General features: G+C 67.6%; 21 protein-coding genes. 8 read left to right on the top strand and 13 right to left on the bottom strand.

The window, feature by feature from the left end; translation table 11 throughout:
* Position 1: 1 nt before the first annotated feature.
* The 4 genes from QOC69_RS25330 to QOC69_RS25315 form a co-directional block, all read right to left on the bottom strand.
* Complete coding sequence (locus tag QOC69_RS25330) at positions 2 to 1108, bottom strand: LLM class flavin-dependent oxidoreductase (RefSeq protein WP_526444812.1); 1107 nt, start codon at positions 1106 to 1108, stop codon at positions 2 to 4.
* Positions 1109 to 1294: 186 nt separating this feature from the next.
* A complete protein-coding gene (locus tag QOC69_RS25325; protein WP_526444810.1) occupies positions 1295 to 1576 on the bottom strand; it encodes an ANTAR domain-containing protein in 282 nt (93 codons plus the stop codon).
* 83 nt (positions 1577 to 1659) lie between these two features.
* A complete protein-coding gene (locus QOC69_RS25320; RefSeq protein ID WP_526444808.1) occupies positions 1660 to 3519 on the bottom strand; it encodes a family 2A encapsulin nanocompartment cargo protein cysteine desulfurase in 1860 nt (619 codons plus the stop codon).
* Positions 3506 to 4429 carry a family 2A encapsulin nanocompartment shell protein gene (locus tag QOC69_RS25315; protein WP_526444806.1) on the bottom strand — a complete coding sequence of 308 codons (924 nt, stop codon included), beginning with the start codon at positions 4427 to 4429 and terminating at the stop codon, positions 3506 to 3508. The genes QOC69_RS25320 and QOC69_RS25315 overlap by 14 nt, the downstream gene beginning before the upstream one ends.
* Before the next feature lie 337 nt (positions 4430 to 4766).
* Here QOC69_RS25315 and QOC69_RS25310 point away from each other — a divergent pair, with 337 nt between their 5' ends.
* Positions 4767 to 6062 carry a TQXA domain-containing protein gene (locus QOC69_RS25310; RefSeq protein WP_526444804.1) on the top strand — a complete coding sequence of 432 codons (1296 nt, stop codon included), beginning with the start codon at positions 4767 to 4769 and terminating at the stop codon, positions 6060 to 6062.
* Positions 6063 to 6065: 3 nt separating this feature from the next.
* On the opposite strand, the gene QOC69_RS25305 is transcribed toward QOC69_RS25310, so the two are convergent.
* Together QOC69_RS25305 and QOC69_RS25300 are read right to left on the bottom strand one after the other, a co-directional pair.
* On the bottom strand, positions 6066 to 8078 hold the full coding sequence (locus QOC69_RS25305; RefSeq protein ID WP_526444802.1) for a glycoside hydrolase family 15 protein: 2013 nt from the start codon (positions 8076 to 8078) through the stop codon (positions 6066 to 6068).
* Positions 8079 to 8141: 63 nt separating this feature from the next.
* Positions 8142 to 9380: an FAD-dependent oxidoreductase gene (locus QOC69_RS25300; RefSeq protein ID WP_526444800.1), complete on the bottom strand. Its 1239-nt coding sequence runs from the start codon at positions 9378 to 9380 to the stop codon at positions 8142 to 8144.
* A 23-nt stretch (positions 9381 to 9403) separates the two neighbouring features.
* On the opposite strand from QOC69_RS25300, the gene QOC69_RS25295 reads away from it, so the two are divergent.
* The 6 genes from QOC69_RS25295 to QOC69_RS25270 all read left to right on the top strand — a co-directional run bounded on the left by QOC69_RS25295 (position 9404) and on the right by QOC69_RS25270 (position 13761).
* On the top strand, positions 9404 to 9598 hold the full coding sequence (locus QOC69_RS25295) for a hypothetical protein (RefSeq protein WP_526444798.1): 195 nt from the start codon (positions 9404 to 9406) through the stop codon (positions 9596 to 9598).
* A 117-nt stretch (positions 9599 to 9715) separates the two neighbouring features.
* A complete protein-coding gene (locus QOC69_RS25290; RefSeq protein ID WP_526444796.1) occupies positions 9716 to 9808 on the top strand; it encodes an Ms4533A family Cys-rich leader peptide in 93 nt (30 codons plus the stop codon).
* Positions 9809 to 9922: 114 nt separating this feature from the next.
* Positions 9923 to 10963: a sulfate ABC transporter substrate-binding protein gene (locus tag QOC69_RS25285; protein ID WP_526444794.1), complete on the top strand. Its 1041-nt coding sequence runs from the start codon at positions 9923 to 9925 to the stop codon at positions 10961 to 10963.
* Positions 10960 to 11838, top strand: coding sequence for a sulfate ABC transporter permease subunit CysT (gene cysT, locus QOC69_RS25280; RefSeq protein ID WP_526444792.1), 879 nt, complete (start codon positions 10960 to 10962; stop codon positions 11836 to 11838). The genes QOC69_RS25285 and cysT overlap by 4 nt, the downstream gene beginning before the upstream one ends.
* Positions 11835 to 12647 carry a sulfate ABC transporter permease subunit CysW gene (gene cysW, locus QOC69_RS25275; RefSeq protein ID WP_526444790.1) on the top strand — a complete coding sequence of 271 codons (813 nt, stop codon included), beginning with the start codon at positions 11835 to 11837 and terminating at the stop codon, positions 12645 to 12647. The genes cysT and cysW overlap by 4 nt, the downstream gene beginning before the upstream one ends.
* A gap of 22 nt (positions 12648 to 12669) precedes the next feature.
* Positions 12670 to 13761 carry a sulfate/molybdate ABC transporter ATP-binding protein gene (locus QOC69_RS25270; protein WP_526444788.1) on the top strand — a complete coding sequence of 364 codons (1092 nt, stop codon included), beginning with the start codon at positions 12670 to 12672 and terminating at the stop codon, positions 13759 to 13761.
* 8 nt (positions 13762 to 13769) lie between these two features.
* On the opposite strand, the gene QOC69_RS25265 is transcribed toward QOC69_RS25270, so the two are convergent.
* From QOC69_RS25265 to QOC69_RS25235, 7 genes are all read right to left on the bottom strand, one after another.
* On the bottom strand, positions 13770 to 14501 hold the full coding sequence (locus QOC69_RS25265) for a hypothetical protein (protein WP_526444786.1): 732 nt from the start codon (positions 14499 to 14501) through the stop codon (positions 13770 to 13772).
* Positions 14498 to 15661 (bottom strand): Rcat domain-containing protein, encoded by a 1164-nt coding sequence (locus QOC69_RS25260; RefSeq protein WP_526444784.1) that lies wholly within the window; start codon positions 15659 to 15661, stop codon positions 14498 to 14500. The genes QOC69_RS25265 and QOC69_RS25260 overlap by 4 nt, the downstream gene beginning before the upstream one ends.
* A 5-nt stretch (positions 15662 to 15666) precedes the next feature.
* Positions 15667 to 17289, bottom strand: coding sequence for a S53 family peptidase (locus tag QOC69_RS25255; RefSeq protein WP_526444782.1), 1623 nt, complete (start codon positions 17287 to 17289; stop codon positions 15667 to 15669).
* A gap of 344 nt (positions 17290 to 17633) precedes the next feature.
* Positions 17634 to 18353, bottom strand: a complete 720-nt coding sequence (locus QOC69_RS25250; protein WP_526444780.1) for a sirohydrochlorin chelatase — start codon at positions 18351 to 18353, stop codon at positions 17634 to 17636.
* Complete coding sequence (locus QOC69_RS25245; RefSeq protein ID WP_526444778.1) at positions 18350 to 19072, bottom strand: phosphoadenylyl-sulfate reductase; 723 nt, start codon at positions 19070 to 19072, stop codon at positions 18350 to 18352. The genes QOC69_RS25250 and QOC69_RS25245 overlap by 4 nt, the downstream gene beginning before the upstream one ends.
* Before the next feature lie 8 nt (positions 19073 to 19080).
* A complete protein-coding gene (locus QOC69_RS25240) occupies positions 19081 to 20766 on the bottom strand; it encodes a nitrite/sulfite reductase (protein WP_526444776.1) in 1686 nt (561 codons plus the stop codon).
* Positions 20767 to 20888: 122 nt separating this feature from the next.
* The gene (locus QOC69_RS25235; protein WP_526444822.1) at positions 20889 to 20993 is read right to left on the bottom strand and encodes an Ms4527A family Cys-rich leader peptide; all 105 of its coding nucleotides are present in this window, start codon (positions 20991 to 20993) and stop codon (positions 20889 to 20891) included.
* A 255-nt stretch (positions 20994 to 21248) separates the two neighbouring features.
* Between QOC69_RS25235 and hemW the strand changes: the two genes are divergently transcribed.
* A complete protein-coding gene (gene hemW / locus QOC69_RS25230; RefSeq protein ID WP_526444774.1) occupies positions 21249 to 22433 on the top strand; it encodes a radical SAM family heme chaperone HemW in 1185 nt (394 codons plus the stop codon).
* Positions 22434 to 22592 lie beyond the last annotated feature (159 nt).

Below are 22592 nucleotides of genomic sequence, written 5' to 3'. Positions count from 1 at the left end.
ATCACACCAGACCCCGCGCCCGCAGAATCGCTCCGGCACCCTCGGCGAACCAATACGCCTCTTCGACGTGGGGCTGCCCGGACAGGATGAAGTGGTCGATGCCGAGGTCGTGATACTCCGCGATGCGGTCGGCGACCTCGGTGTGGCTGCCGACCAGAGCCGTACCCGCACCGCCGCGCACCAGCCCGTAGCCGGCCCAGAGGTTGGGGGAGATCTCCAGGTCGGAGGTTCGTCCGTCATGCAGTGCGGTCATCCGTTGCTGTCCAACGGATTCGGTTCGGGCCAGCACCTGCTGTGCCGACCTGATGCGTTCGTCGCTGATGGCGGCGAGCAGTCGCTCCGCATGCGCCCACGCGTCGGCCGAGGTGTCCCTGCTGATGACGTGAAGTCGAATGCCGAACTGCAGTGTGCGTCCATGGAAGGCGGCGCGTTCCCTGACCCGGGCGAGCCGCTCCGCAATCTGCGTTGGCGTCTCGCCCCACGCCAGGTAGGTGTCCACGTGCTGCGCGGCGACCTCTTCGGCCGCCGCGGAGGCGCCGCCGAAGAAGATCTGCGGTGGATCCCAGTCGCCGAAATCGATGCGGGCACCGGCGATTTGGTAGTACTCACCGTTCAGGTCCATTGGCGAGCCCTCGGGCGCCGATCCGACGCCGCGAAGGACCTGCAGGAACTCACCCGTGCGCCGGTAGCGCTCGTCGTGGCTGAGATGATCGCCGAAGCGAGCCTGTTCGACCGGGTCGCCGCCGGTCACGATGTTGAGCAGCAGCCGCCCGCCTGAGATGCGCTGGAAGGTGGCGGCCTGGTGAGCGGCCAGGGTCGGGGTGATCAACCCTGGGCGGAAGGCCACCAGGAACTTGAGCCTGGTGGTGACTTGAGTCAGTGCAGCGGTGGTGATCCACGCGTCCTCACACCACGTCCCGGTGGGCGTCAGCACCGCCTCGAATCCGAGGAGCTCCGCCGTGCGTGCGACCTCGCCGAGATAGGCGATGGTGGGTGGCCTGATCCGGCTGGCCGACGGACCAACGGCCACGTGGGAGTCGTCGCCAGATCCGACGATCTCGCGGCTGTCACCGTTGGTGGGCAGGTACCAGTGCAGGTGAATACTCATAGGTGCGTGGCACCCTGCCACCCACCGGTATCAGGGACAAGGCAAATACTCACGCTGATCGCGAGCTGAACGACTGCGCGTTGCGGGCACGTCGAACCTCGCCCGCGATGATCGTGGCGACGGCACGTCCCCTCGCCGGATTCGACGACCTGTTGCGTCACTGGGCGAGAACGTCGTTCATCACGACTACGGCGCTGCGGCAAGCGAAACCGACTGCGTGCGCCTGATCAGCTCACCCCACGCGTTGAACGCCTCGATGTGTTCGGCCGTCGATCGGGAGTTGCCGCCTGCCAGGGCGACAAGAGCGCCGGCCAGGCTGCCGATGCCGATCCCGGTCCGGTGCACGACCCGCACCAGCTCGGCGAACGCCTCGTCGGGGGAGCAGCCGCGCAGGCCGACCAGGATTCCGATCGCCTGGTCAATGACCTTGCGCGACGTGTCATCGTCATGCGAAACGCGGTAGCTCATCCCACGATCATGGTGCGCCGATCATGAACTGCCCAGAGATCGGCGCACCGTGATTCGACAGCCGCCGCGGACGGCGACGCGAGTTACTTCGCGGAGCCCTCGGCGATGCGGCGCACCGCGTCGATGAAGACGTCGATCTCGTCGAAGGTGTTGTAGAAGGCGAACGACGGCCGCACCGTGGCCTCCAGGCCCATTCGCCGCAGGATCGGCTGGGCGCAATGATGTCCCGCCCGAACCGCGATGCCTTCGGCGTTGAGGGCCTTGCCGACCTCGAGGGGTTCGTGGCCTGCCAACACGAACGACAGCACGCTGGCCTTCTCCTCGGCGGTACCGACCAGCCGCACACCCGGGATGTCGGCCAGCCGTGGCGTGGCGTACTCGAGCAGGGCGTGCTCGTAGGCGGCGATGCGCTCGACACCGACGCGCTCCACGTAACGCAGCGCTTCGCCGAGACCCACCGCGTCGGCGATGTTGCCGGTGCCGGCTTCGAATTTGTTCGGCGGACCCTGATAGAGCGAACGCTCAAGCGTCACATCGGCGATCATGTTGCCGCCGCCCTGCCACGGCGGTGTCTCCGCCAGGGCGTCCTCGCGCCCGTAGACGACGCCGATGCCGGTGGGGCCGAATATCTTGTGTCCGGAGAACACGAAGAAGTCGGCGCCGAGTTCCTGCACGTCGATCGGGAAGTGCGGGATCGACTGCGCGCCGTCGATCAGGACCCGCGCGCCGTAGCGGTGCCCCAGCTCGACGATCTTCTTGGCCGGTGTCACCGTGCCAAGGGCATTGGAAACATGGGTTGCGGCAACGAGTTTGGTCTTCGGCCCCAGCAGGTCTTCGAACTCCGACAGCAGCAGATTGCCTGCGTCGTCAACCGGTGCCACCTTCAGGATCGCGCCGGTCTGTTGCGAAAGGAGTTGCCAGGGAACGATGTTGGCGTGGTGTTCCAGGTGGGTGATGACGATCTCATCGCCAGGGCCGAGGTGTTTGCCGCCCCACGCGTAGGCCACCAGGTTGATCGCCTCGGTGGTGCCGCGGACGAAGATGATCTCCTCGCTCTTCGAGGCCCCGATGAAGCGCCGCACGGTGTCGCGCGCTTCCTCGTAGGCGTCGGTGGCGCGGGCGGCCAGCTCGTGCGCGGCGCGATGGATGTTCGAGTTCTCGTGGGCGTAGAAGTACGACAGCCGGTCGATCACGGACTGCGGCTTCTGCGTCGTCGCGGCGTTGTCGAACCAGATCAGTGGCTTGCCGTTGACGGTTTCGCGCAGGATCGGGAAATCCGCGCGCACCGCGTTGACGTCGAACACCTCGTGGTCGTCGGGCAGTTGTGGCACCGGCTCCGCCGCGATGGATGTCGGTGGCCCGGAAAGGAAGTAGTAGTTGGCCTCGTCGCCTGCGGGCGTCGCTGCAGGCGCGTCCGTCCAGCCAAGATCGCCGACCGACGGCGCCCCTGACGGCCAGCCCGGCGCCGATCCGCGCGGAGCCAGCGGAGCCACGGGCGGCGAGCCGGCCAACACCCCTGGCACCGTCGACACCAGGCCCGAGGACGGCACCGCGTAGGGATCGAGTGCACTTCCGGCGGTGTAGCCGGCGGACGGCCCTGCCGTCGCGTCGGGGACCGTACCGCGCGGCGCGACCGGCACCGTCTGCGGAATGCCGTCGGGCTCAGGGGAAGTCGGCGCAGGAACGTACACGTCGCCAACGGGTACCGCCGGGGCCGAGGGGGTGTACGGCCCGGATGCCCCCGCGGCGGCGGCCGCCGCAGAGGCAGGCGCGGTGACGTCGCCGCCCCCGCCGCGCGGTGCCGTCGGCGAAACCTGTGGGGGACTGTCGGGGCCCGGTCGGACGCTGGCGGCGAACAGTTGGGTGGCCAGTGCGGCCAGCTCCGAAGCGCCGATCGGCAGGTCGCTTTCTGCGTCTACCGAGCGGTACTCACTTGTACTCATGGAACTGGTCCACCGCCACGTCCTCGAGCACCGCGAGCGCGTCGTCGGTCAGGACGGCCAGCGACGAGTACAGGGTGACGAGATAGGACGCAATCGCGTTGCGGTTGATGCCGGTGAACCGCACCGACAGCCCAGGCGCCTGCTCGCCGACCAGTCCTGGCTGGAACAGACCCACCACGCCCTGGCGCTCCTCGCCGGTGCGGACCAGGATGAACTTCGTCTTGCCGTCCTCGACGGGAACCTTGTCGGACGGCACGATCGGGATGCCGCGCCACGTGATGAACTGGGCGCCGAACAGGCTGACCACGACCGGTGGCACGCCCCGGTAGGTGGCCTCACGACCGAACGCCGCGACACCCAGCGGGTGGGTCAGCAGGAATCCGGGTGTCTTCCACACCTTGGTGATGAGCGCGTCGAGGTCATCGGGCGTCGGCGCCCCGGCCAGGGTCTGAATCGTCTGCTCGGGGGTCACCTGCGAGAGCAGACCGTACTCGGCGTTGTTCACCAGCTCGAACTCCTGGCGTTCCTTGATGGTCTCGATGGTGAGCCGGAGCTGCTGGGTGACCTGGTCATGTGGGCTCGAGTAGAGATCGGAGACCCGGGTGTGCACGTCGAGCAGCGTCGAGATGGCGCGCAGCGTGTATTCGCGCGGGTTGGTCTCGTAGTCGACGTAGGTCTGCGGGAGCGGCTCCTCGGTGCCCGCTCCCTCGTCGGCGTGGATGGCCACCTGATCGGGGTTGACGACCCGGTTGACCCGGTAGATGCCTGCTTCGACCGGCACCCAGCTCAGCAGGTGCAACAGGAAGCGAGGCGTGATGGTCGATAGCTGGGGGACGGTCTTGGTGGCGTTGGCGAGCTGCCGTGCGGCGAGATCGCCGAGTGCCTGCGACTCGTTCTGGGGCGTCGTCATGAAGTACCTCCTGGGTCCGACGGGGGCGAGGGTGCGGCGACCGCTCTTGTTCGATCCGGCTCGCAGCGCGGCACGGGCCAACCTTACGGCCGATCGAACCGTCAAACAGGGTTAGCGCGCACCCCGACGCAAACCTCTTCTTTGCCGGGTGGGCGGTATCACGTATCGTGGTCGTCATGCAACAGCCCGCACTGATGCCGCGAATCGGTTTCGCGCGCTTCTCGGTGCCCTCGGGTTGTTGTTGTTGTTGATTTTCTGACGCCCCAGTTCTTCTGCGTTGACGCCCGCCCTGACCGGCGGAGAAGTCACGCGCGATCAACTTTCAGAAAGTCAACCGATGACCGTTCAAACCCTCTCCGAGCGCATCCACGCTTCCGTGGCCGTCCGTCGCCGCGAAGTGGCAGGCAGCAGTGAGCTCAGCCGCCTGACCCGGTATCGCGGTGGCACCTATTCGCACACCGTGGGCACTCTGGTGTTCACCGACGGTTCCGTCGCGCGGACCGATCTGATCAGGTTGAACCCCAACGTCGAGGCCTACTCGCTGGACTTCGGCGGCGTCGCGCCGTCACGGCCGTCGCACTACCGGGCGGCAACCTGGTCGGCGGTGACCAATCTTCGCGCCCGCGCCAGGGAGCCGGAGATCGACTGGATCCTTCGCAACTCGTTCCCGACCATCGGCACCGCCGAGCTGAGCCGCCGACTCCGGGCCGCAGGCCATCCGCTGGGTTCGTCCAACATCGCAGAGCACGAGGCCATCGCGGCCACCCAGGCCGCGATCTGGTTCCTCACCAACGACATGCAGCTGGACAACCGCCCCAGGAACGTGCCCATCGCGGTGCGCCGGGACGCGGAGGCCATCGGCTTCGAGTTCGACGGCGCATATCAGTTGGGCGGCTACACCGTCGACATCACCTCGAGGGCGACAACGTCACTGCGGCTGCAGAGGTCCACTGACGGGTCCGTGTGGCGTGACGTCGCGTCGTCGAGGCTGACCGTGACCGGACCGGGCCGGTATCGCAAGGCGCTCGGGGCGGGCAGCACGCTGTCCCGGCACCTCCCCGGGCGTCCCGGCGAGGGTTTTCGGCATTACCGGGTCGTGGCGGACGCGGCCGGCGTGGAGTTCGGTGAGGTGATGTTCTGGCTCGACGGAGCGAGCCATTACCGCAACCCCGACCGCGTCGTCCATCTCTACGACTACCTGCTCGCGGGGGCCCGCTGGGCCCGCAGCCACGCGGTGGCCCCTGAGCTGTCGGCCGTGGACGCAATGGTCGATGGCGGTCTGATCGGCCCGCTTCGGCTGCACGCCAATGACGCCGTTGCGCTGACGGTGTCGGGCGGATCGCTGCTGAACGCCGACGGTGCGGACCTGAAGACCTGCGAGCCCGGCGGCGAGTTCTACCTGCGCCCGAGCCCCGGAATCCACTCGGCCACGATCACCGCCACGGTGCCGGCACGCGGCGACGGCTTCGGCGGGCGCGTGATCACCGGTGTGGCGCGCGACGACGTCAACAGCCGACTCACCCCGGTGGCGCTGGCGGTGCCCGCACCGCTGGTCGTGGACTTCCACCTGGAGTGGAGGCCACAGGTGGGGGAGCTCTTCGACGGACCTCGGTTGCGCGCCGTCAGCGGCTGACCTCTAGGTCGGCGCGTTGGCCGGCTGGAAGACGCCGGTGCTGTCGGCCTCCTCTTCGGCGCGGATGACGTGCACCACGGCGTTGATCAGGGCCAGGTGGGTGAACGCCTGCGGGAAGTTGCCGAGGTGCCGGCCGGTGCGCGGCTCGATCTCCTCGGCGTAGAGGTGCAGCGGGCTGGCGAAGGACAGCAGCCGTTCGCACAGGTGCTTGGCCCGGCTGATCTCGCCGATCTCGACCAATGCCGACACCAGCCAGAACGAGCAGATGGTGAACGTGCCTTCCTCGCCGGACAGCCCGTCGTCGGTCTCCTCGACGCGGTAGCGCAGCACCAGGCCGTCCTCGGTGAGCTCGTCGGCGATGGCCAGCACCGTCGCGCGAACCCGAGGATCGTCGGACGGCAGGAACCGCACCAAGGGGACGAGTAGCAGTGAGGCGTCGAGCGCATCGTCGCCGTAGCGCTGCGTCAGTGCGCCTCGAGCATCGACGCCGTGGGCCAGAATGTCGGCCTTGATCTCCTCGGCGATCACTCGCCACTGTTGGGCGTAGCTCTTCTCGCCCTGCAGTTCGGCCAACTTCGAGCCGCGGTCGAGCGCCACCCAGCACATCACCTTGCTCGAGGTGAAGTGCTGAGGTTCGCCGCGTACCTCCCAGATGCCACGGTCGGGCTCGCGCCAGTGCTCGATGGCCTCCTCGACCTGATTCTTGAGCACCGGCCACAGCATCTCGGGGATCTGCTCACGCGACTTGGCGTGCAGGTACACCGAGTCGAGCATCGTGCCCCAGATGTCGTGCTGCATCTGGTCGAACGCGCCGTTGCCGATCCGGACCGGGCGGGAGTTGTCGTAGCCGGAGAGGTGGTGCAACTCCTCCTCGACGAGGCTGCGCTCGCCGCCGACGCCGTACATCACCTGAAGTGGATGGCGCTCACCGTTGTTGGCGCCCGACACGTCGGCGATGAACGCGAAGAAGTCGTCGGCCTCACGGTCGAGACCCAACGTGTACAGACCCCACAGCGCGAACGTGGAGTCACGCACCCATGCGTAGCGGTAGTCCCAGTTGCGTTCGCCCTGAGGGGTTTCCGGCAGCGACGTGGTGCTCGCCGCCAGCAGCGCGCCGGTCGGTGAGTAGGTCAGCCCCTTGAGCGTCAGCGCGCTGCGCTGAAGGTAGGCCCGCCACGGGTGGTCGGGGAAGTCGCCGATGTTGATCCACTGCCGCCACGACTCGCTGGTCTTCCACATCTTCTCGGAGGCTTCCTCGAAGGTCTGCGGAGCCGGATGCTTGGACCAGCTCAGCGCGACGAACACGTTGTCGCCCTCGTTGAGACGGGTCCTGGCCCGCGCCTCGTGCCCCTCGAGGCCGATGCGCAGGTTCGTGGTCAGCCGCATCGTGGGATGCGCCTCCGGGTTCTTTCCCGCCCGCGCGATGGCCTCGCCGTACGCCGCCGCCGAGTACTCCCAGGTGGCGGCCTCGCGGTGGTAGTCGAAGGCCGGCTCGCAGCTCATCACCAACTCGACCACGCCACTGACGCAGCGCACCGTCCGCAACAGGATGTGCTCGGCGTCCCAGTCCATCGGCGTGCGGCGGTGGGTCCGCGACCGGGTCTCGATGTCGTGCCAAGGCCCCATCACCAGCGCGTCGCGCACGATCAGCCAGCCGGTGTGGGTCTGCCACGTCGTTTCCAGGATCAGGCTGCCCGGGAGGTAGCGACGCGCCGCGGGCACTGTCACCCCGTACGGGCCGAGCCGGAAGTGTCCGGCGCTGCGGTCCAGAATCGCCCCGAACACGCTGGGCGAGTCCGGCCGCGGCACGCACATCCACTCCACCGAGCCGGCCGACGAGACCAGGCAGCTGTTCTCGCAGTCCGATAGGAACGCGTAGTCCGCGATCGGTGGAAACGGGTTCCGCAACGGTCCACCCGGCGCGTACGGCACCGGCGCGGTCACCGTGTAGGGCGCTTCGGGAACGGCTTGGCCTTCACCGTTCTCGTCGGCGTGCTCGGTGTGCTGCAGAACCATGTCGCACATCATCAACCGCGCAGGTACCCGGCGTCTACTCGTGGGCGTCCCGGCGTGGCGGGGTCAGCGCCGCGCGTACGCGGGAGCGTGCTCGGGCAGCGGGCCGATCGCGACGCCGTAGGCGACGATCGCCAGCAACGCGGGCACCCGAGTGGCGATGCGCACCGCGCGGGGAGCGGTTCCAACGCCGTCCCCTGCATCCAGCGCGACCGCGATGGCCCGGTCCTGGACGAGGCGTTGCACCCGCTGGATGATGACGGCGGGCAGCCAGCGCCGCGCCTGCAGCCTGGCGAGATCCCTGGTGGTCACCGATCCTCTGCGCAGCGGCTCGGCGAGGATCCGACCGGCGGCCACCGCGTCGGCGACGGCCAGGTTGATCCCAACCCCGCCGATCGGCGACATCGCGTGCGCTGCGTCCCCGATGAACAGCAACCCGTCGGTGTACCAGCGGGGCAGCCGATTCAATTGCACGTCAAGGAGTTTGACATCGTCGAAGGACGTCAACGTCTGTACCCGGTCCCCGAGCCACGGCGCCAGCTCGGTGATCTGACGGCGCAACGACTCGACTCCTTCGGCCCGCATCGTCGCGTCGGCGCCCTTGCGGATCAGATAGGCGATCTGGAAGTAGTCGCCGCGGTCGATCAACGCACAACCGTGGCCGGACTGGAAGATGCCGTTCAGGCCCGACGGATCGTCGTCGTGGCGGGGCAACCGGAACCACCACACGTCCATCGGGGCACCGAAACTCCGCGGTGTCAGGCCTGCCGCCGTCCTCAGCGTCGAGGACCGGCCGTCGCAGGCCACCACCAGGTCGGCCTTCATCTCACCGATGACGCCGTCGGCGTCGCGGTAACGCACGCCGACCACCTTCCCGCCGGCGCGAATCGGGCCGAGCACCTCGGTACTGCGCATCAGCCGGAAGGTGGGCTCGGTGTCCGCGGCGCTGGCGAGCATCTCCAGGAAGTCCCACTGCGGTACAAGGGCGATGTGCTTGTGGGTGCCGGGCAGCCGGGTCAGGTCGATCCGCACCGGGGTGTCCTGAATGGTCGCGGTGACGCGCTCGATCATGCGATGGGGGACCGCCGCGAAGGCGTCCCCGAGGCCCAGTTCGTCCAGCAGCCGCAGCGTGCTGGCGTGCACGGTGTCACCGCGGAAGTCGCGGAGGAAGTCGGCGTGCTTCTCCATCACCGTGACCTCGATGCCCGCGCGGGCCAGCAACAGGCCCAGCATCATGCCCGCGGGTCCACCGCCCGCGACCAGGCACGTGGTCGCCTCCTGTGCTGCCTTCCCGGGGGTCACCACGCCGTTGATCGTAGGGTGGACCAGTGAGCGGCATCCTGAATTGGTGGGACGGCGTCGAGCTGTGGCTGTCCGGACTTGGGTTCGTCGCCCAGACAGCGGTGGTCATGCCGGTGGTGCTGCTGTTGGCCTACGGGACCGCGGTGTTGCTGGACGGCGCACTCGGCAACGGCATCAGAGTGTTGAGGCGCACCGTGCACGCCGACGAGGACGAGTCATGACCGGCCTGCCACGCTCCCGTGTCACGTTGGTGCTGGTCATCCTGGTGGTGCTGGTAGTCGTCATGTGGCTGCTCACCCGCTAATCCGACGTCGGGCAACTCTGTTACGCTTCGCGCCATGCACGCAGCGCCCGGCACCACGGAGAGCCATGTTCTGGCCCTCATGGCCGTGGGTACCTGCGCTGTTGCCGATGTTCACTGTTGTCGCTGATTCCAACCCGTCCGCGGTTTGGTGTCGGCTGTCGCTGTCCTCGCGCTCACGCTGATCCATCTCCTTGCCGTCGTGACGGGTTTCCCGTTCAAACGCCCGCAAGGAAAGGCCACCATGCCCCGCTCGAAGCCCAACCCGATGAAGTTCTTCATCTCGGCCGGCGCCCTCGCCGTCACCGCGACACTGCTCGCCGCGTGCGGCGGCGGATCCAGCGACGTCGCCGGGGGCGACGGCCAGCCCAAGGCCGACACCACTCTGACCCTGGTCGCGTACGCCGTGCCTGAACCAGGCTGGAGCAAGATCATCCCGGCATTCGCGGCCACTCCCGAAGGCAAGGGCGTAGCGGTGACGGCATCGTACGGCGCGTCGGGCGACCAGTCCCGCGGCGTGGTGGACGGCAAGCCTGCCGACATCGTGAACTTCTCCGTCGAACCCGACGTCACCCGGCTGGTCAAGGCCGACAAGGTGGCCAAGGACTGGAATGCCGACGCCACGAAGGGCATCCCGTTCGGCTCGGTAGTGACCTTCCTGGTCCGCAAGGGCAACCCGAAGAACATCAAGGACTGGGACGACCTGCTGCAACCCGGCGTCGAGGTCGTCACCCCGAGCCCGCTGAGCTCCGGCTCGGCCAAGTGGAACCTGTTGGCGCCGTACGCCGCCAAGAGCAACGGCGGCAAGGACCCGCAGGCCGGCCTCGACTTCGTCAACAAGCTGGTGACCGACCACGTCAAGACACGACCTGGCTCGGGCCGGGAGGCCACCGACGTCTTCATCCAAGGCTCGGGTGACGTGCTGCTGGCTTACGAAGACGAGGCCATCAACGTAGAGCGGCAAGGCAAGCCGGTCGAGCACATCACCCCTCCGCAGACCTTCAAGATCGAGAACCCGGTGGCCGTTGTCACCAGTAGCGCCCATCTCGAGCAGGCTACGGCGCTGAAGAACTTCCTCTACACCCCCGAGGGTCAGAAGCTCTGGGCCCAGGCCGGTTTCCGTCCCGTCGATCCCAAGGTGGCCGCAGACTTCGCCGCCGACTTCCCGGCACCCGAGAAGCTGTGGACCATCGACGATCTCGGCGGCTGGAGCGCCGTTGATCCCGCGCTGTTCGACAAGGACAACGGCACCATCACCAAGATCTACAAGCAGGCGACCGGATGACAGCTGGCCTAGCGCCGACTCCAGAGGCGTCGCGGCCCCCGTCCACCGGTGATGGGGGCGTGCCGCCGAGTCGGCTGGGCCGTCGCCACGGCACGACGTCTCTGCGCGTGGGCGCGGCGACGTTGTGGCTCAGCGTCATCGTGCTGCTGCCACTGGCGGCCATCCTGTGGCAGTCGGCCGGCGGCGGCTGGACCGCGTTCTGGAATGCCGTCAGCTCCAACGCAGCGCTGGAGTCGTACAAGGTGACGCTGTCGGTTTCCATCGGCGTCACCGCGGTGAACCTGGTCTTCGGCTTGCTGGTGGCGTGGGTGCTGACCCGCGACGACTTCCCTGGCAAGCGCCTCGTCGACGCCGTCATCGATCTGCCGTTCGCGCTGCCGACCATCGTCGCGAGCCTGGTGATGCTCGCGCTCTACGGACCGAACAGCCCTGTCGGACTTCACATTCAGCACACCAAGTGGGGCATCGGCGTCGCGCTGCTGTTCGTCACGTTGCCCTTCGTCGTGCGTTCGGTGCAGCCGGTCCTCCTGGAACTCGACCGCGAGGTGGAGGAGGCCGCCGCGTCGCTGGGCGCCAACAATCTGACCATCTTCACCAGGGTGGTCCTGCCCGCCTTGCTGCCGTCGCTGTTGTCCGGTGCGGGCCTGGCGTTCTCGCGCGCGATCGGCGAATTCGGCTCGGTCGTGTTGATCGGTGGCGCGGTGCCGGGGGAGACCGAGGTGTCCTCGCAGTGGATCCGCACCCTGATTGAGAACGACGACCGCACCGGCGCCGCCGCGATTTCCATCGTGCTGCTCATCGCCTCATTCCTGGTGCTGTTCGTCCTGCGGGCCGTCGGATCGCGGGCGGCCAAGCGTGAGGAGTTGGCCCCATGATCCTGTCGCGGTCGGTGCGTTATCTCCTTCGCTACCTGGCGTTGGCCTACATCCTGGTGCTGGTCGTCGTCCCGGTCGGGCTCATTCTCTGGCGCACGTTGGCGCCGGGGTTCGGCGAGTTCGTCGCGTCGATCACGACGCCTGCCGCCGTGTCGGCGTTGCAGTTGTCGCTACTTGTGGTGGCGATCGTGGTGCCGCTCAACGTGCTCTTCGGTGTGCCCACCGCGCTGGTGCTGGCCCGCAACAGGTTTCGCGGCAAGAGCGCACTGCAGGCGGTCATCGACCTGCCCTTCGCCGTGTCGCCGGTGGTGGTCGGTGTCGCCCTGATCCTGCTGTGGGGTTCGGCGGGTGCGCTGGGCTTCGTCGAGAACGACCTGGGCTTCAAGATCATCTTCGGCCTTCCGGGCATCGTGCTCGCAAGCATCTTCGTCACCGTGCCGTTCGTCATCCGCGAGGTCGAACCGGTTCTGCACGAGTTGGGTACCGACCAGGAGGAGGCCGCGGCCACCCTGGGATCGCAGTGGTGGCAGACCTTCTGGAGGATCACCTTGCCCTCCATCCGGTGGGGCCTGACATACGGGATCGTGCTCACCATCGCCAGGACTCTCGGTGAGTACGGCGCGGTCATCATGGTGTCGTCCAACCTGCCCGGCACGTCTCAGACGCTGACGCTTCTGGTGTCCGACCGCTACAGCCGCGGCTCCGAATACGGCGCGTACGCGGTGTCGACGCTGCTGATGACCGTCGCCGTGTTCGTGCTGGTCGTACAGGTGATCCTCGACGCCCGGCGTGCCAGGGCGGCAAAATGAGCTTTCAGAAGGAGACCCCCGCATGACTTCCGATGAGCGCTTGCGCGAAGAGCATCGAACCAACGCCATCACGGTGCGTGGCGCCAACAAGCGCTACGGCGACTTCGTCGCCCTGGACAACATCGACTTCGACGTGCCAGAAGGGTCGCTCACGGCGTTGCTTGGCCCCAGCGGATCGGGCAAGTCGACCCTGCTGCGGGCCATCGCCGGGCTCGACCAGCCCGACACCGGCACCATCACCATCAAGGGTGACGACGTCACGGGTGTGCCGCCGCAGCGTCGCGGCATCGGCTTCGTCTTCCAGCACTACGCCGCGTTCAAGCACCTCACCGTACGCGACAACGTCGCGTTCGGGCTCAAGATCCGCAAGCGTCCCAAGGCGGAGGTCAAGGACAAGGTCGACAACCTGCTCGAGATCGTCGGGCTGGCCGGCTTCCAGACCCGCTACCCGAATCAACTCTCCGGCGGCCAGCGCCAACGGATGGCCCTGGCCCGCGCGCTCGCGGTGGACCCCCAGGTGCTGCTGCTCGACGAGCCGTTCGGTGCGCTGGACGCCAAGGTGCGCGAGGATCTGCGCGCCTGGCTGCGCCGCCTGCACGACGAGGTCCACGTGACCACCGTGCTGGTCACGCACGATCAGGCCGAGGCGCTCGACGTGGCCGACCGCATCGCGGTGCTGAACAAGGGCCGCATCGAGCAGGTCGGGTCGCCGACCGAGGTGTACGACAGCCCGGCCAACGCTTTCGTCATGTCGTTCCTCGGCGCGGTGTCCTCACTGAACGGCACCCTGGTCCGACCACACGACATCCGGGTGGGCCGCAACCCCGACATGGCGATCGCGCAGGCCGACGGCAGCGTGTCATCGACGGGCGTCATCCGCGCCACCATCGACCGAATCGCGGTGCTGGGCTTCGAAGTTCGCGTCGAGCTCACCGGTGCAGCCAACAACAGCCCGTTCACCGCGCAGATCACCCGCGGCGACGCCGAGGCACTGGGTCTGAAGGAGGGCGACACGGTGTACGTCCGCGCCACCCGGGTGCCGCCGATCCCTGGCAGCCTCGCGCTGCCCACCGTCGACGAAGCCGACGACGTCGAAACACTGACGAAGGCCTGACGGCATCTTCAGCGAGGTGGGTCCCCTCGCCACCTGAAGCTGTTCACGTACTTCGCCATGTCCAGTGCGAGTAAGAAGTTGGCACCAGACGGGTGACCGGAGCCGAAGTCCGGACTGAACTCGCGGTACGGCCCGGCCGCGGCGGCGATCAACGCGTAGTCGTTCTTCACGGCGACCATGATCATGACGCGGTTCCGCCCGTCGTCTCCGATGGCATCTGCCGGGTAGTCGTCGGCGACCTCCCCATAGCCGAGTTCGTAGCCCACGAACGCGTTGGGGATCTCGTAGGCGAATGTCGCGTCCGGGTAGTGCGCCCTGAGCAGGTCGTCGGCGATCTGACGCGGCGTCTGACCCGTTGCGGGTTGACCGAACAGTCGAAGGGTTCCGCCCTCCCCGGCGAGAAGGTCCAGCACCATACCGTTCGGCTCGAAGGTGGCGTCGTACGCGGTTCCCTCACCGGGGTAGGACACCGAGAACTCGCCGTTGCTGGGGGTGAAGCGAGGGTTCGTCGCCACCGGCTTGCTAATCGGCGGGGTGCCGCAGTCGGGCGGGCAGACGACGAGCGCCTTCGGCGGGGTGAGCCAGATCGACAATGCGGCCGATCCCGCCGCGACCAGAGCCGCAACGGTAACGACGACCATCAGCAACCGGGCGGGAGAGGTCGAGCGCACCGCGGGCGCCCTATACGTCTGGTCGGGCAGCGAATAGCCCGGCCAGTCCGGCAACGGAGCTGCGGTCACGGGCCGGCGGGAACGGCACGGGTGGATCGCCGCTGTGCTCGCGACGTTCGCGACGCGGCGTGGCCTGCGACCCCGCACCTGGCACAGAACGGCAGATCGGGAACCACGTGGTCGCACTGCGGGCACAACATCGGTTCGTCGGGACGCGCATCGTCCGGCTGCTCGTGGAGCAGCGTGGAGTGCACGACGATCCGTAGCGCATAGAGCGCCACCGCCGCGAGAACGGCGTAGACGCCGGTCTCGACGTTGCTCGGAGGCGCGAAGACGTCGAGCACTCCCAACCCGAGATAGAGGGCGACCGCGAACGCGATCGCCGGGGTGGGCGAGGTCGCGGCATACCACCGCGGTCTGCGCCTCGCATCGGTTCGCCGGGTGAACCACAGCGTGGCGCCGACCGCACCGCCCACCGCCGCCGCGGTCAGGGGTATGGCCACCCCCTGGATGGCGCCCGCGATCACCAGGTGAATCGGCGATTGACCGTCATCGTCGACCGGACCGTTGGCGAGCTGGGGCGCCAAACGTGTCAGGCTGCCCGCGCTGACGAAGCACAGTGCTCCAAGGGACCCAATAGCGAAGCCGTCCAACGATTCTCGAACCCCGGGGCGCCAGAACCGCATCACGACCATCGGCGCGAGTAGCAGGATCAGGAACCCCAGCGGGATAGCGAAGCCGGTGATGAGGATTCTGGTGGTGCTGACCGGCAGACCGAGCGCGTCATCGTCGGTGCGTGCGGCGGCGACGTCCGTCGCGATCCCCCACCCGACGCCGAACGCAACGCCGAGCACCGCCGTGTTCACCAGGGTGCCGACCGATAGATCGGCGAATGCGTCGGTCTCTCTGAGGTAGGCCAGGAACAGCAATGGCACGCCGAAGCCGAGCAGTCCGATGAGCGCCGCCTGCCACAGCGGTAAAGCACTGCCAAGCATCAACGCGACCACCGCGATGAGCGCGATCCGGAACGCCGTCCGTGAGTGCCGCGGCAGGGACGGAAAGATCGTGCTGGTCACCGACGGGCTCAGCACGTGTTCGGCTGGCGCCGCCGCATACGCCGACAACCGCAGCCACGCAGGCCCGTCGCCACGTCGACCCGACTCCCTTGCGCCACAATTTCCGCAGAACTCCCCAGCTGGGACGGTGACGCCGCAGACGCGACACGTCATCGGCGTCATCGGGGTGCCACTCCCTTCTGGATGTCGAGGAAGTCGCGGGCGAGTTGTTCGACGTTCGGGCTCCCGAGTCCGGTGGCCAGGTCGTAGCCGGGTGTCGCGACGTCGACCGCGTTCCCACCGAGGGTCACGTCGCGGAACCCCGGCGAGTTCGCGCCTTTGGCCACCCGGTAGAGCAGCGGGTTGATGTCACCCAACAAGTGCCCGCCATTCGCCACGAGGTACTGGTTCATGAGTGCCGTCAATCCAGCCCATATCGGTGCCGCCTGCGAGGTGCCCGCCCCCACCAGATCCTGCTGGTCGAATCGGATTCTGACGCCCGTGAACGGATCGGCCAGCGCGGAGACGTCGGGCGTCAATCGCCGTTGGCGCTTTCCCGAGTCCCGCTCGATGGACAACCAGCGCTGCCAGGCCGGCCGGGGAAAGAGCTTGGACACTCCGCCACTGGTGCCCTGGGACAGAGGCGAGTCGACCCAGGCGTGCTCGGCGAGCCACTGGCCGTTGTCATCGGTTGAGAGATTGGTGCCCCCTACGGAGGTGATGGCTGGTAGTGACGCGACGGCGTCCAGTCCGATGTCGTCTGGGCCAGGCGGCGACGACCAGTTGGGACCACCCTTGCATTCCAGGCCACCGGTATCGCCGCTGGCATCGAAGACCGACGTGCCGTTCGCATGTGCGCGTTCCAGTGCCGACTGCACGGGTTTGAGGTCCGTCGCGGTAATCAGCGCGTCACATCCCCACCCGATGGACAGACTCCACACCGCACCGGGGAACTGCCGATTCGTCGCGTCGAACATCTCGGCGATGCGCTCGTAGGTACGGCCGCCCTCCAGTGTGGGACGGGCGTTCACCACCACCATCCGTGCATCGGGCGCAATCGCATGCGCGACTTCGAGATCCATCACGGTCTCGGCGCGGGACTCGCTGGGCTGCCCGCCGACCAGGATCGGTTTCAGCGGCGGCAGACCCGACATCGTGGCGAAGTCGTCGAGGTCGGTCTGGTCGTAGCCGCTGAACGCGAAGAAGACGATGGTCTGTCCCTTGCCCGTGAAGCCTGCTGCCGCAAGCGGACTCGCGTTGTAGGCGGTCAGCAGGGCGTTCGGCGTCAAACCTTGGGGCGGTACGTCGAGGGGGATCATGTCGGGGCGAGCTTCGCGGTGCGGGGTGTACCCGAGGATGCGTCCGAGATCGCTCACCGTGTCGCGGACGGCGGTGGGAACGTCGGGCTGCTGGGCGGAGGCGTAGAACACCTGACCCTGCATGCCGCGGTAGTCGTGAACCGGAACGTCGAAGGCATCGGCCACGTCGGGCGGCGCGCCCCCGACGATGGCCCACTCCTCGCCGGGTTGCCAACGCACGTCGAGCCTCTTGCTCGCCGCCCACCGCAGCAGCGGTTCTGGGCGCGCCGAGCCACGAAGGCCGACGGTGAGCTGTGCGCGATCGAGTTGGGAGGGACCGAGATCCGTCGAGCTTTTGAGCAGATTCGCGTAGGGGCCGCCGATGATCGCCCTTGGTTCGGGAGCAGGCGCGCAACGCGCGTCGAGAATGAGGAGCGATGCCGCCGCCGCCGCGGACAGCGACATGCAGAACCCGAGCAGGCGGAGGTCACGTCGACCGAACATCAAAGACTCCCGAGCCAGTTCAACTCAAGGGACCCAAGTCTAAATCCACCATTATCGATTCCGCAGGGATGCCACCGTGATCGAACGACCGTTTGCGGGCCGCAGGTGGCTATACGCCAACGTCAATATGATGTCACACCGGGAGCAAACATTGCCAAAAATCGTCACACCAATATCGGCGACCGGCCCAACGGATTCCTCGGCCCATACGCACAGCTCAGATTTCGTGGGTGGAAAGCGTGCGCCAGCACGATGAGAACCTAGGCGCATGCCCTCAGCTACCATGGTGGCCCTCCGGCTGCGACGTCGGGACCAGTTCGGGTGAGTTCTCTGCAGAGGGTGGCTCAGGCCGCGGCACGCGCCGAAAGGGTCTCGTCGAACCGATCCAACAGCGTGGCCGCCACCAGGTTGTGCGCGCCCAGCGGTGCCGTCATCGAGATGCCAAGAGCGGCAGCGGACCCCGCCACCCGGTCGGTGATCAAGCCGGGAGCGATGAACCACGGGGTCACGACCAGCCTGCGGGCGCCGCGATCCCGCAGTCGCTGCGCCGCCTCGGCGATGGTCGGATGCGGCCCGGTCGCGAATGCCACCTCGACGCCGGCCCACTCGGTCCGTGCCGCCAGGGCGGGCGCCACCGTCGCGGTCCTGGCGTTCGCGATCTCGTTCGAGGAACCCACCGCCACCACGATCACGCCGAGGTCGCGATCATTGCTGGATGCTCCGGCTTCGGTCAGCCGTTGTCCGAGGACGGTGATCAACGCCGGGTCCTCGCCAAGCACGTCGGCCTCCGTGACCGTCGTTGCAGACGCCGCGATCACCGCAGGGATGTCGACTCGAGCGTGGTAGGCGTCTGCCAGCAGCATCGGCACGACCACCGTCCGACCCGGGCGTTCGCCGACGTCGACCAGGACGTCGCTCAGGTTCGGCTCGCACTGCTCCAGGAACGCGGCACGGACGTCCAGCCACGGCCGCAGCCGCCGCAAACGGCCCGCCAAGGCGTGCGTCACCGCGGCAGAACGAGGATCGGCGCTGCCGTGCGCGGCGAGGACGAGGTTCTCGGTCACGACGCGTGCAGCCCGCACTCCGTCTTCGACTGACCTGCCCAGCGACCGCTGCGCGGGTCGGCGCCCTCGACCGGCTTGGCCGTGCACGGCAGGCAGCCGATCGACGGATATCCTTCGTAGACAAGCGGATTGACCAGAACGTCGTTGGCGTCGATGTAGCTCTGCATGTCCTCGTCGGACCAGGCCGCGATCGGGTTGATCTTCACCAGCCCGAAGGCCTTGTCGAAGCTGATCAGCGGCGCGTTCGCGCGTGTGGGCGCTTCCACCCGGCGGATACCGGTCACCCATGCGGTGTAGCCGAGCAGGGCCTTGCTCAACGGTTCGACCTTGCGCATCCGGCAGCACGCGCTCGAGTCCCGCTCGAAGAGGTTCTTGCCGTGCAACTGGTCCTGTTCGGCCACACTGTGTTCCGGCGTGACGTTGACCACGTTGATGTCGTACACGGCCTCGACGGCGTCACGGGTGCCGATGGTTTCGACGAAGTGGTATCCGGTGTCCAGGAACAGCACGTCCACGCCGGGCCGGACCTTGGCGGCCAGATCCACCAGCACCGCGTCCTGCATGTTGGACGCGACGACGTATCCGGATGTCGCCGGCAGCCCGGCTCCGGTGTGGCCGCCGAAGTGCTCGTCGGTCCAGCGCAGCAACTCCTCGGCATTGGCGCCGTCCAACTCCGCAGCCCCGCGTTCGGCCAGCTCGACCAGTTCGCGCTCTGTCATCACGTCTGTCACCTGAGGTCCGCCTCGTCTGCTCGCACTGCCCAGGTAGCGAAACGCTCGCCGTCCTCACGTTGTTTCACGAAGTTGCGAACCACCCGTTCGATGTAGTCCCCGAGCTCGCTGGAGACCACCTTGTGCTGGCGCAGCTTGCGGCCGAAGCCGCTGTCCAAACCGAGGCTGCCGCCCAGATGAACCTGGAAACCCTCGACTGGATCGCCGCCTGTGTCTTCGCTGACCATCTGGCCCTTGAAGCCGATGTCGGCGACCTGGATGCGGGCGCACGAGTTCGGGCAGCCATTGATGTTGACCGTGACCGGCACGTCGAGTTGGGCGTTGATGTCCTCGAGTCGCTTCTCGAGCTCGGGAACCAGCGTCTGGGACCGCTTGCGGGTCTCGGCGAACGACAGCTTGCAGAACTCGATGCCCGTGCAGGCCATGAGGTTGCGCCGCCAGTGCGACGGCTGCGCAGGCAGGCCCAGCGCGTCCAGCCCCGCCTTCAGCTTGGCCAAATTCTCATCGGGCACGTCGAGGATGACCAGCTTCTGGTACGGCGTGAACCGGATGCGATCCGAGCCTGCCGCCTCGGCGAGGTCGGCGACCTGGGACAGGATGGTCCCGGACACCCGTCCCGCGATGGGCGCGACGCCCACGGCGTTCAGCCCGTTCTTGAGCCGCTGCACTCCGACGTGGTCGATCGGGCGCGTCACCGGTTCCGGCGCGGGGCCGTCGATGAGAGACCGCTTGAGGTACTCGGTTTCGAGAACCTCACGGAACTTCGGTATGCCCCAGTCCTTGATCAGGAACTTCAGCCGTGCCTTGGCCCGCAGCCGCCGATAGCCGTAGTCGCGGAATACGCTGACCACGGCCTCCCAGACGTCGGGTACCTCGTCGAGCGGCACCCAGGCACCGACCCGCTGACCCAGCATCGGGTTGGTGGACAGGCCGCCGCCGACCCACAGATCGAAACCGGGCCCGTGCTCGGGATGGTTGACGCCGATGAACGCGACGTCGTTGACCTCGTGCACCACGTCCTGCAGACCCGAGATCGCGGTCTTGAACTTGCGCGGCAGGTTGGAGTACTCCTTCTTGCCGATGTAGCGGCGGACGATCTCGTCGATCGCAGGCGTGCCGTCGATCACCTCGTCGAGCGACTCGCCGGCCAGCGGTGAGCCCAGCACGACGCGGGGGCAGTCGCCGCACGCCTCGGTGGTGTACAGGCCGACCTCGTCGAGCCGCCTCCAGATCTCCGGCATGTCCTCGACCTGGATCCAGTGGTACTGGACGTTCTCCCGGTCGGAGATGTCGGCGGTGTCACGGGCGAACTCGGTCGATATCCCGCCGAGCGTGCGCAGGGCCGCGGCAGTCAGCGCGCCGCCGTCGCAGCGCACCCGCAGCATGAAGTAGGAATCCTCGAGCATGTCGGTGTTGTCGTCGCCGGTCCAGGTGCCGTCGTAGCCCGGCTTGCGCTGGGTGTAGAGGCCCCACCAGCGGAAACGGCCGCGCAGGTCGCCCTTGTCGATGCTCTCGAAGCCGCCCTTGGCGTAGATGTCCTCGATGCGGGCCCGCACGTTGAGCGGGTTGTCGTCCTTCTTGGACTGCTCGTTGGGGTTGAGCGGCTCGCGGTATCCGAGCGCCCACTGGCCCTCGCCGCGTGGTCGCTTGGCGGGCTTGGGCTTTGGTTCAGCGGTGGTCATGGGATGGCCCCTTCTTCAGAGGAGCCGGCGTTCGAATCGCGCGCTATCACCGGTGGCTGTCCGGAGGCGCAGATCCGGCGGCCGGCTGGGGGTACGGGCAGGTTTCCGGGATCAAACGCAGGTCAAGGCAGACAGCAACAGCTGCATACGCGCTTGAAGTCGACATGCCGCCGAGCCACCAGCGTTACGCGGGTGGTCGAGCTGGGGGCGGCGGTCACGCCGCCCATTGTGCCACGGACCGTGTCACCATCCCCAACCGGTGCATATTTGCGCTCAGCGTGAGCAAAATTGTGCCTGATCTTGACCAAGAGACTCATTCGGTGCACATGAAGACTCCTTAACCATTGGCGGCTAAACGGCACTCCTGAGACCAGAATCAGGGTCCTGTCGAGGCATGTCATCGGCGCTGGTGCCCCCATCGGCACCCCGCCAACTGGAATCCGCGCGACATGGCCGGCGATGGCCGGGTAACACTTGGTGGTATGACGGTCCGCGCGGCACATGCCGGCCTGCCCGGCCTGGTGCCCACGCGGAGCAGGCCGTTCGGGATCTACGTCCACGTGCCGTTCTGCGCGACCCGCTGCGGCTATTGCGACTTCAACACCTACACGCCGGCTGAACTGGGCGGGGCCAACCCCGACGGCTGGCTGGCCGCGCTTCGCATCGAGCTGGCGCTGGCGGCCGTCCAGCTCGGCGCACCCCCGGCCGTGCACACCGTGTTCGTCGGCGGTGGCACCCCGTCGCTGCTCGGCGGTGCCGGTCTCGGGTCCGTGCTCGGCGCCATCCGCGACCACTTCGAACTGGCCGACGGCGCCGAGGTCACCACGGAGGCCAACCCGGAATCGACGTCACCGCAGCTGTTCGACGACCTGCGCGCGGCGGGGTTCACCCGCATCTCGCTGGGCATGCAGTCGGTGGCCCCGCATGTGCTGGCGACGCTGGACCGGGTGCACTCCCCGGGACGGCCGCTGCGCGCGGCGGCCGAGGCCCGCGCCGCCGGGTTCGACCACGTCAACCTCGACCTCATCTACGGCACGCCTGGGGAGACCGACGACGATCTGCGCCGCTCCGTCGACGCCGCAATCGATGCAGGCGTCGACCACGTGTCGGGCTATGCGCTCGTCGTCGAGGACGCCACCGCGATGGGCCGACGGGTGCGGCGCGGTGAGATCGCCGCGCCCGACGACGACGTGAATGCGCACCGCTACGAACTGCTCGACGCGCGGCTGTCCGACGCCGGCTTCGACTGGTACGAGGTGTCGAACTGGAGCCGTCCAGGCGGCGAGTGCAGGCACAACCTCGGCTACTGGGACGGCGGCGAGTGGTGGGGCGCAGGGCCCGGTGCGCACGGCTATGTCGGCTCGACCCGATGGTGGAATGTCAAGCATCCCAACGCGTATGCGCAGTCATTGACCGACGGTGTGCTGCCGATCGCAGACTCCGAGGAACTGACTGCCACCGACCGTCACACCGAGGACGTCATGTTGCGGCTGCGGCTGCGCCAAGGGCTACCGGTGGGCATGCTGACCGCCGCCGAGGCCACACGCGCCGGCGTGGCCGTGTCCGACGGGCTGGCCGTGCGTCGCGCAGACCGACTGGTGCTGACCGACCGCGGCCGCCTGCTCGCCGACGCAGTCGTGCGCGACGTGCTGATTGCAGGGGAGTAGCCCCCACCTATTGCTCATCTGAGCCGACGTCCTCATCGGGGTCGGTGAGCATGCGTTCGGGGTGGTGGTAGTTGTTGGTGGTTGGTCGTCGGGTGTTGAGGTGGGGTGGTCGGATCCATTGGGTTCGGCCGTCGGGGAGTTGTCGGGTGGTCCATCCGT

The sequence above is a fragment of the Mycobacterium sp. genome, assembly GCF_032162105.1.
Lineage (GTDB): Bacteria > Actinomycetota > Actinomycetes > Mycobacteriales > Mycobacteriaceae > Mycobacterium.
The sequence above is the reverse complement of the archived record's forward strand: the minus strand, read 5'-3'. Positions and strand labels throughout refer to the sequence as shown.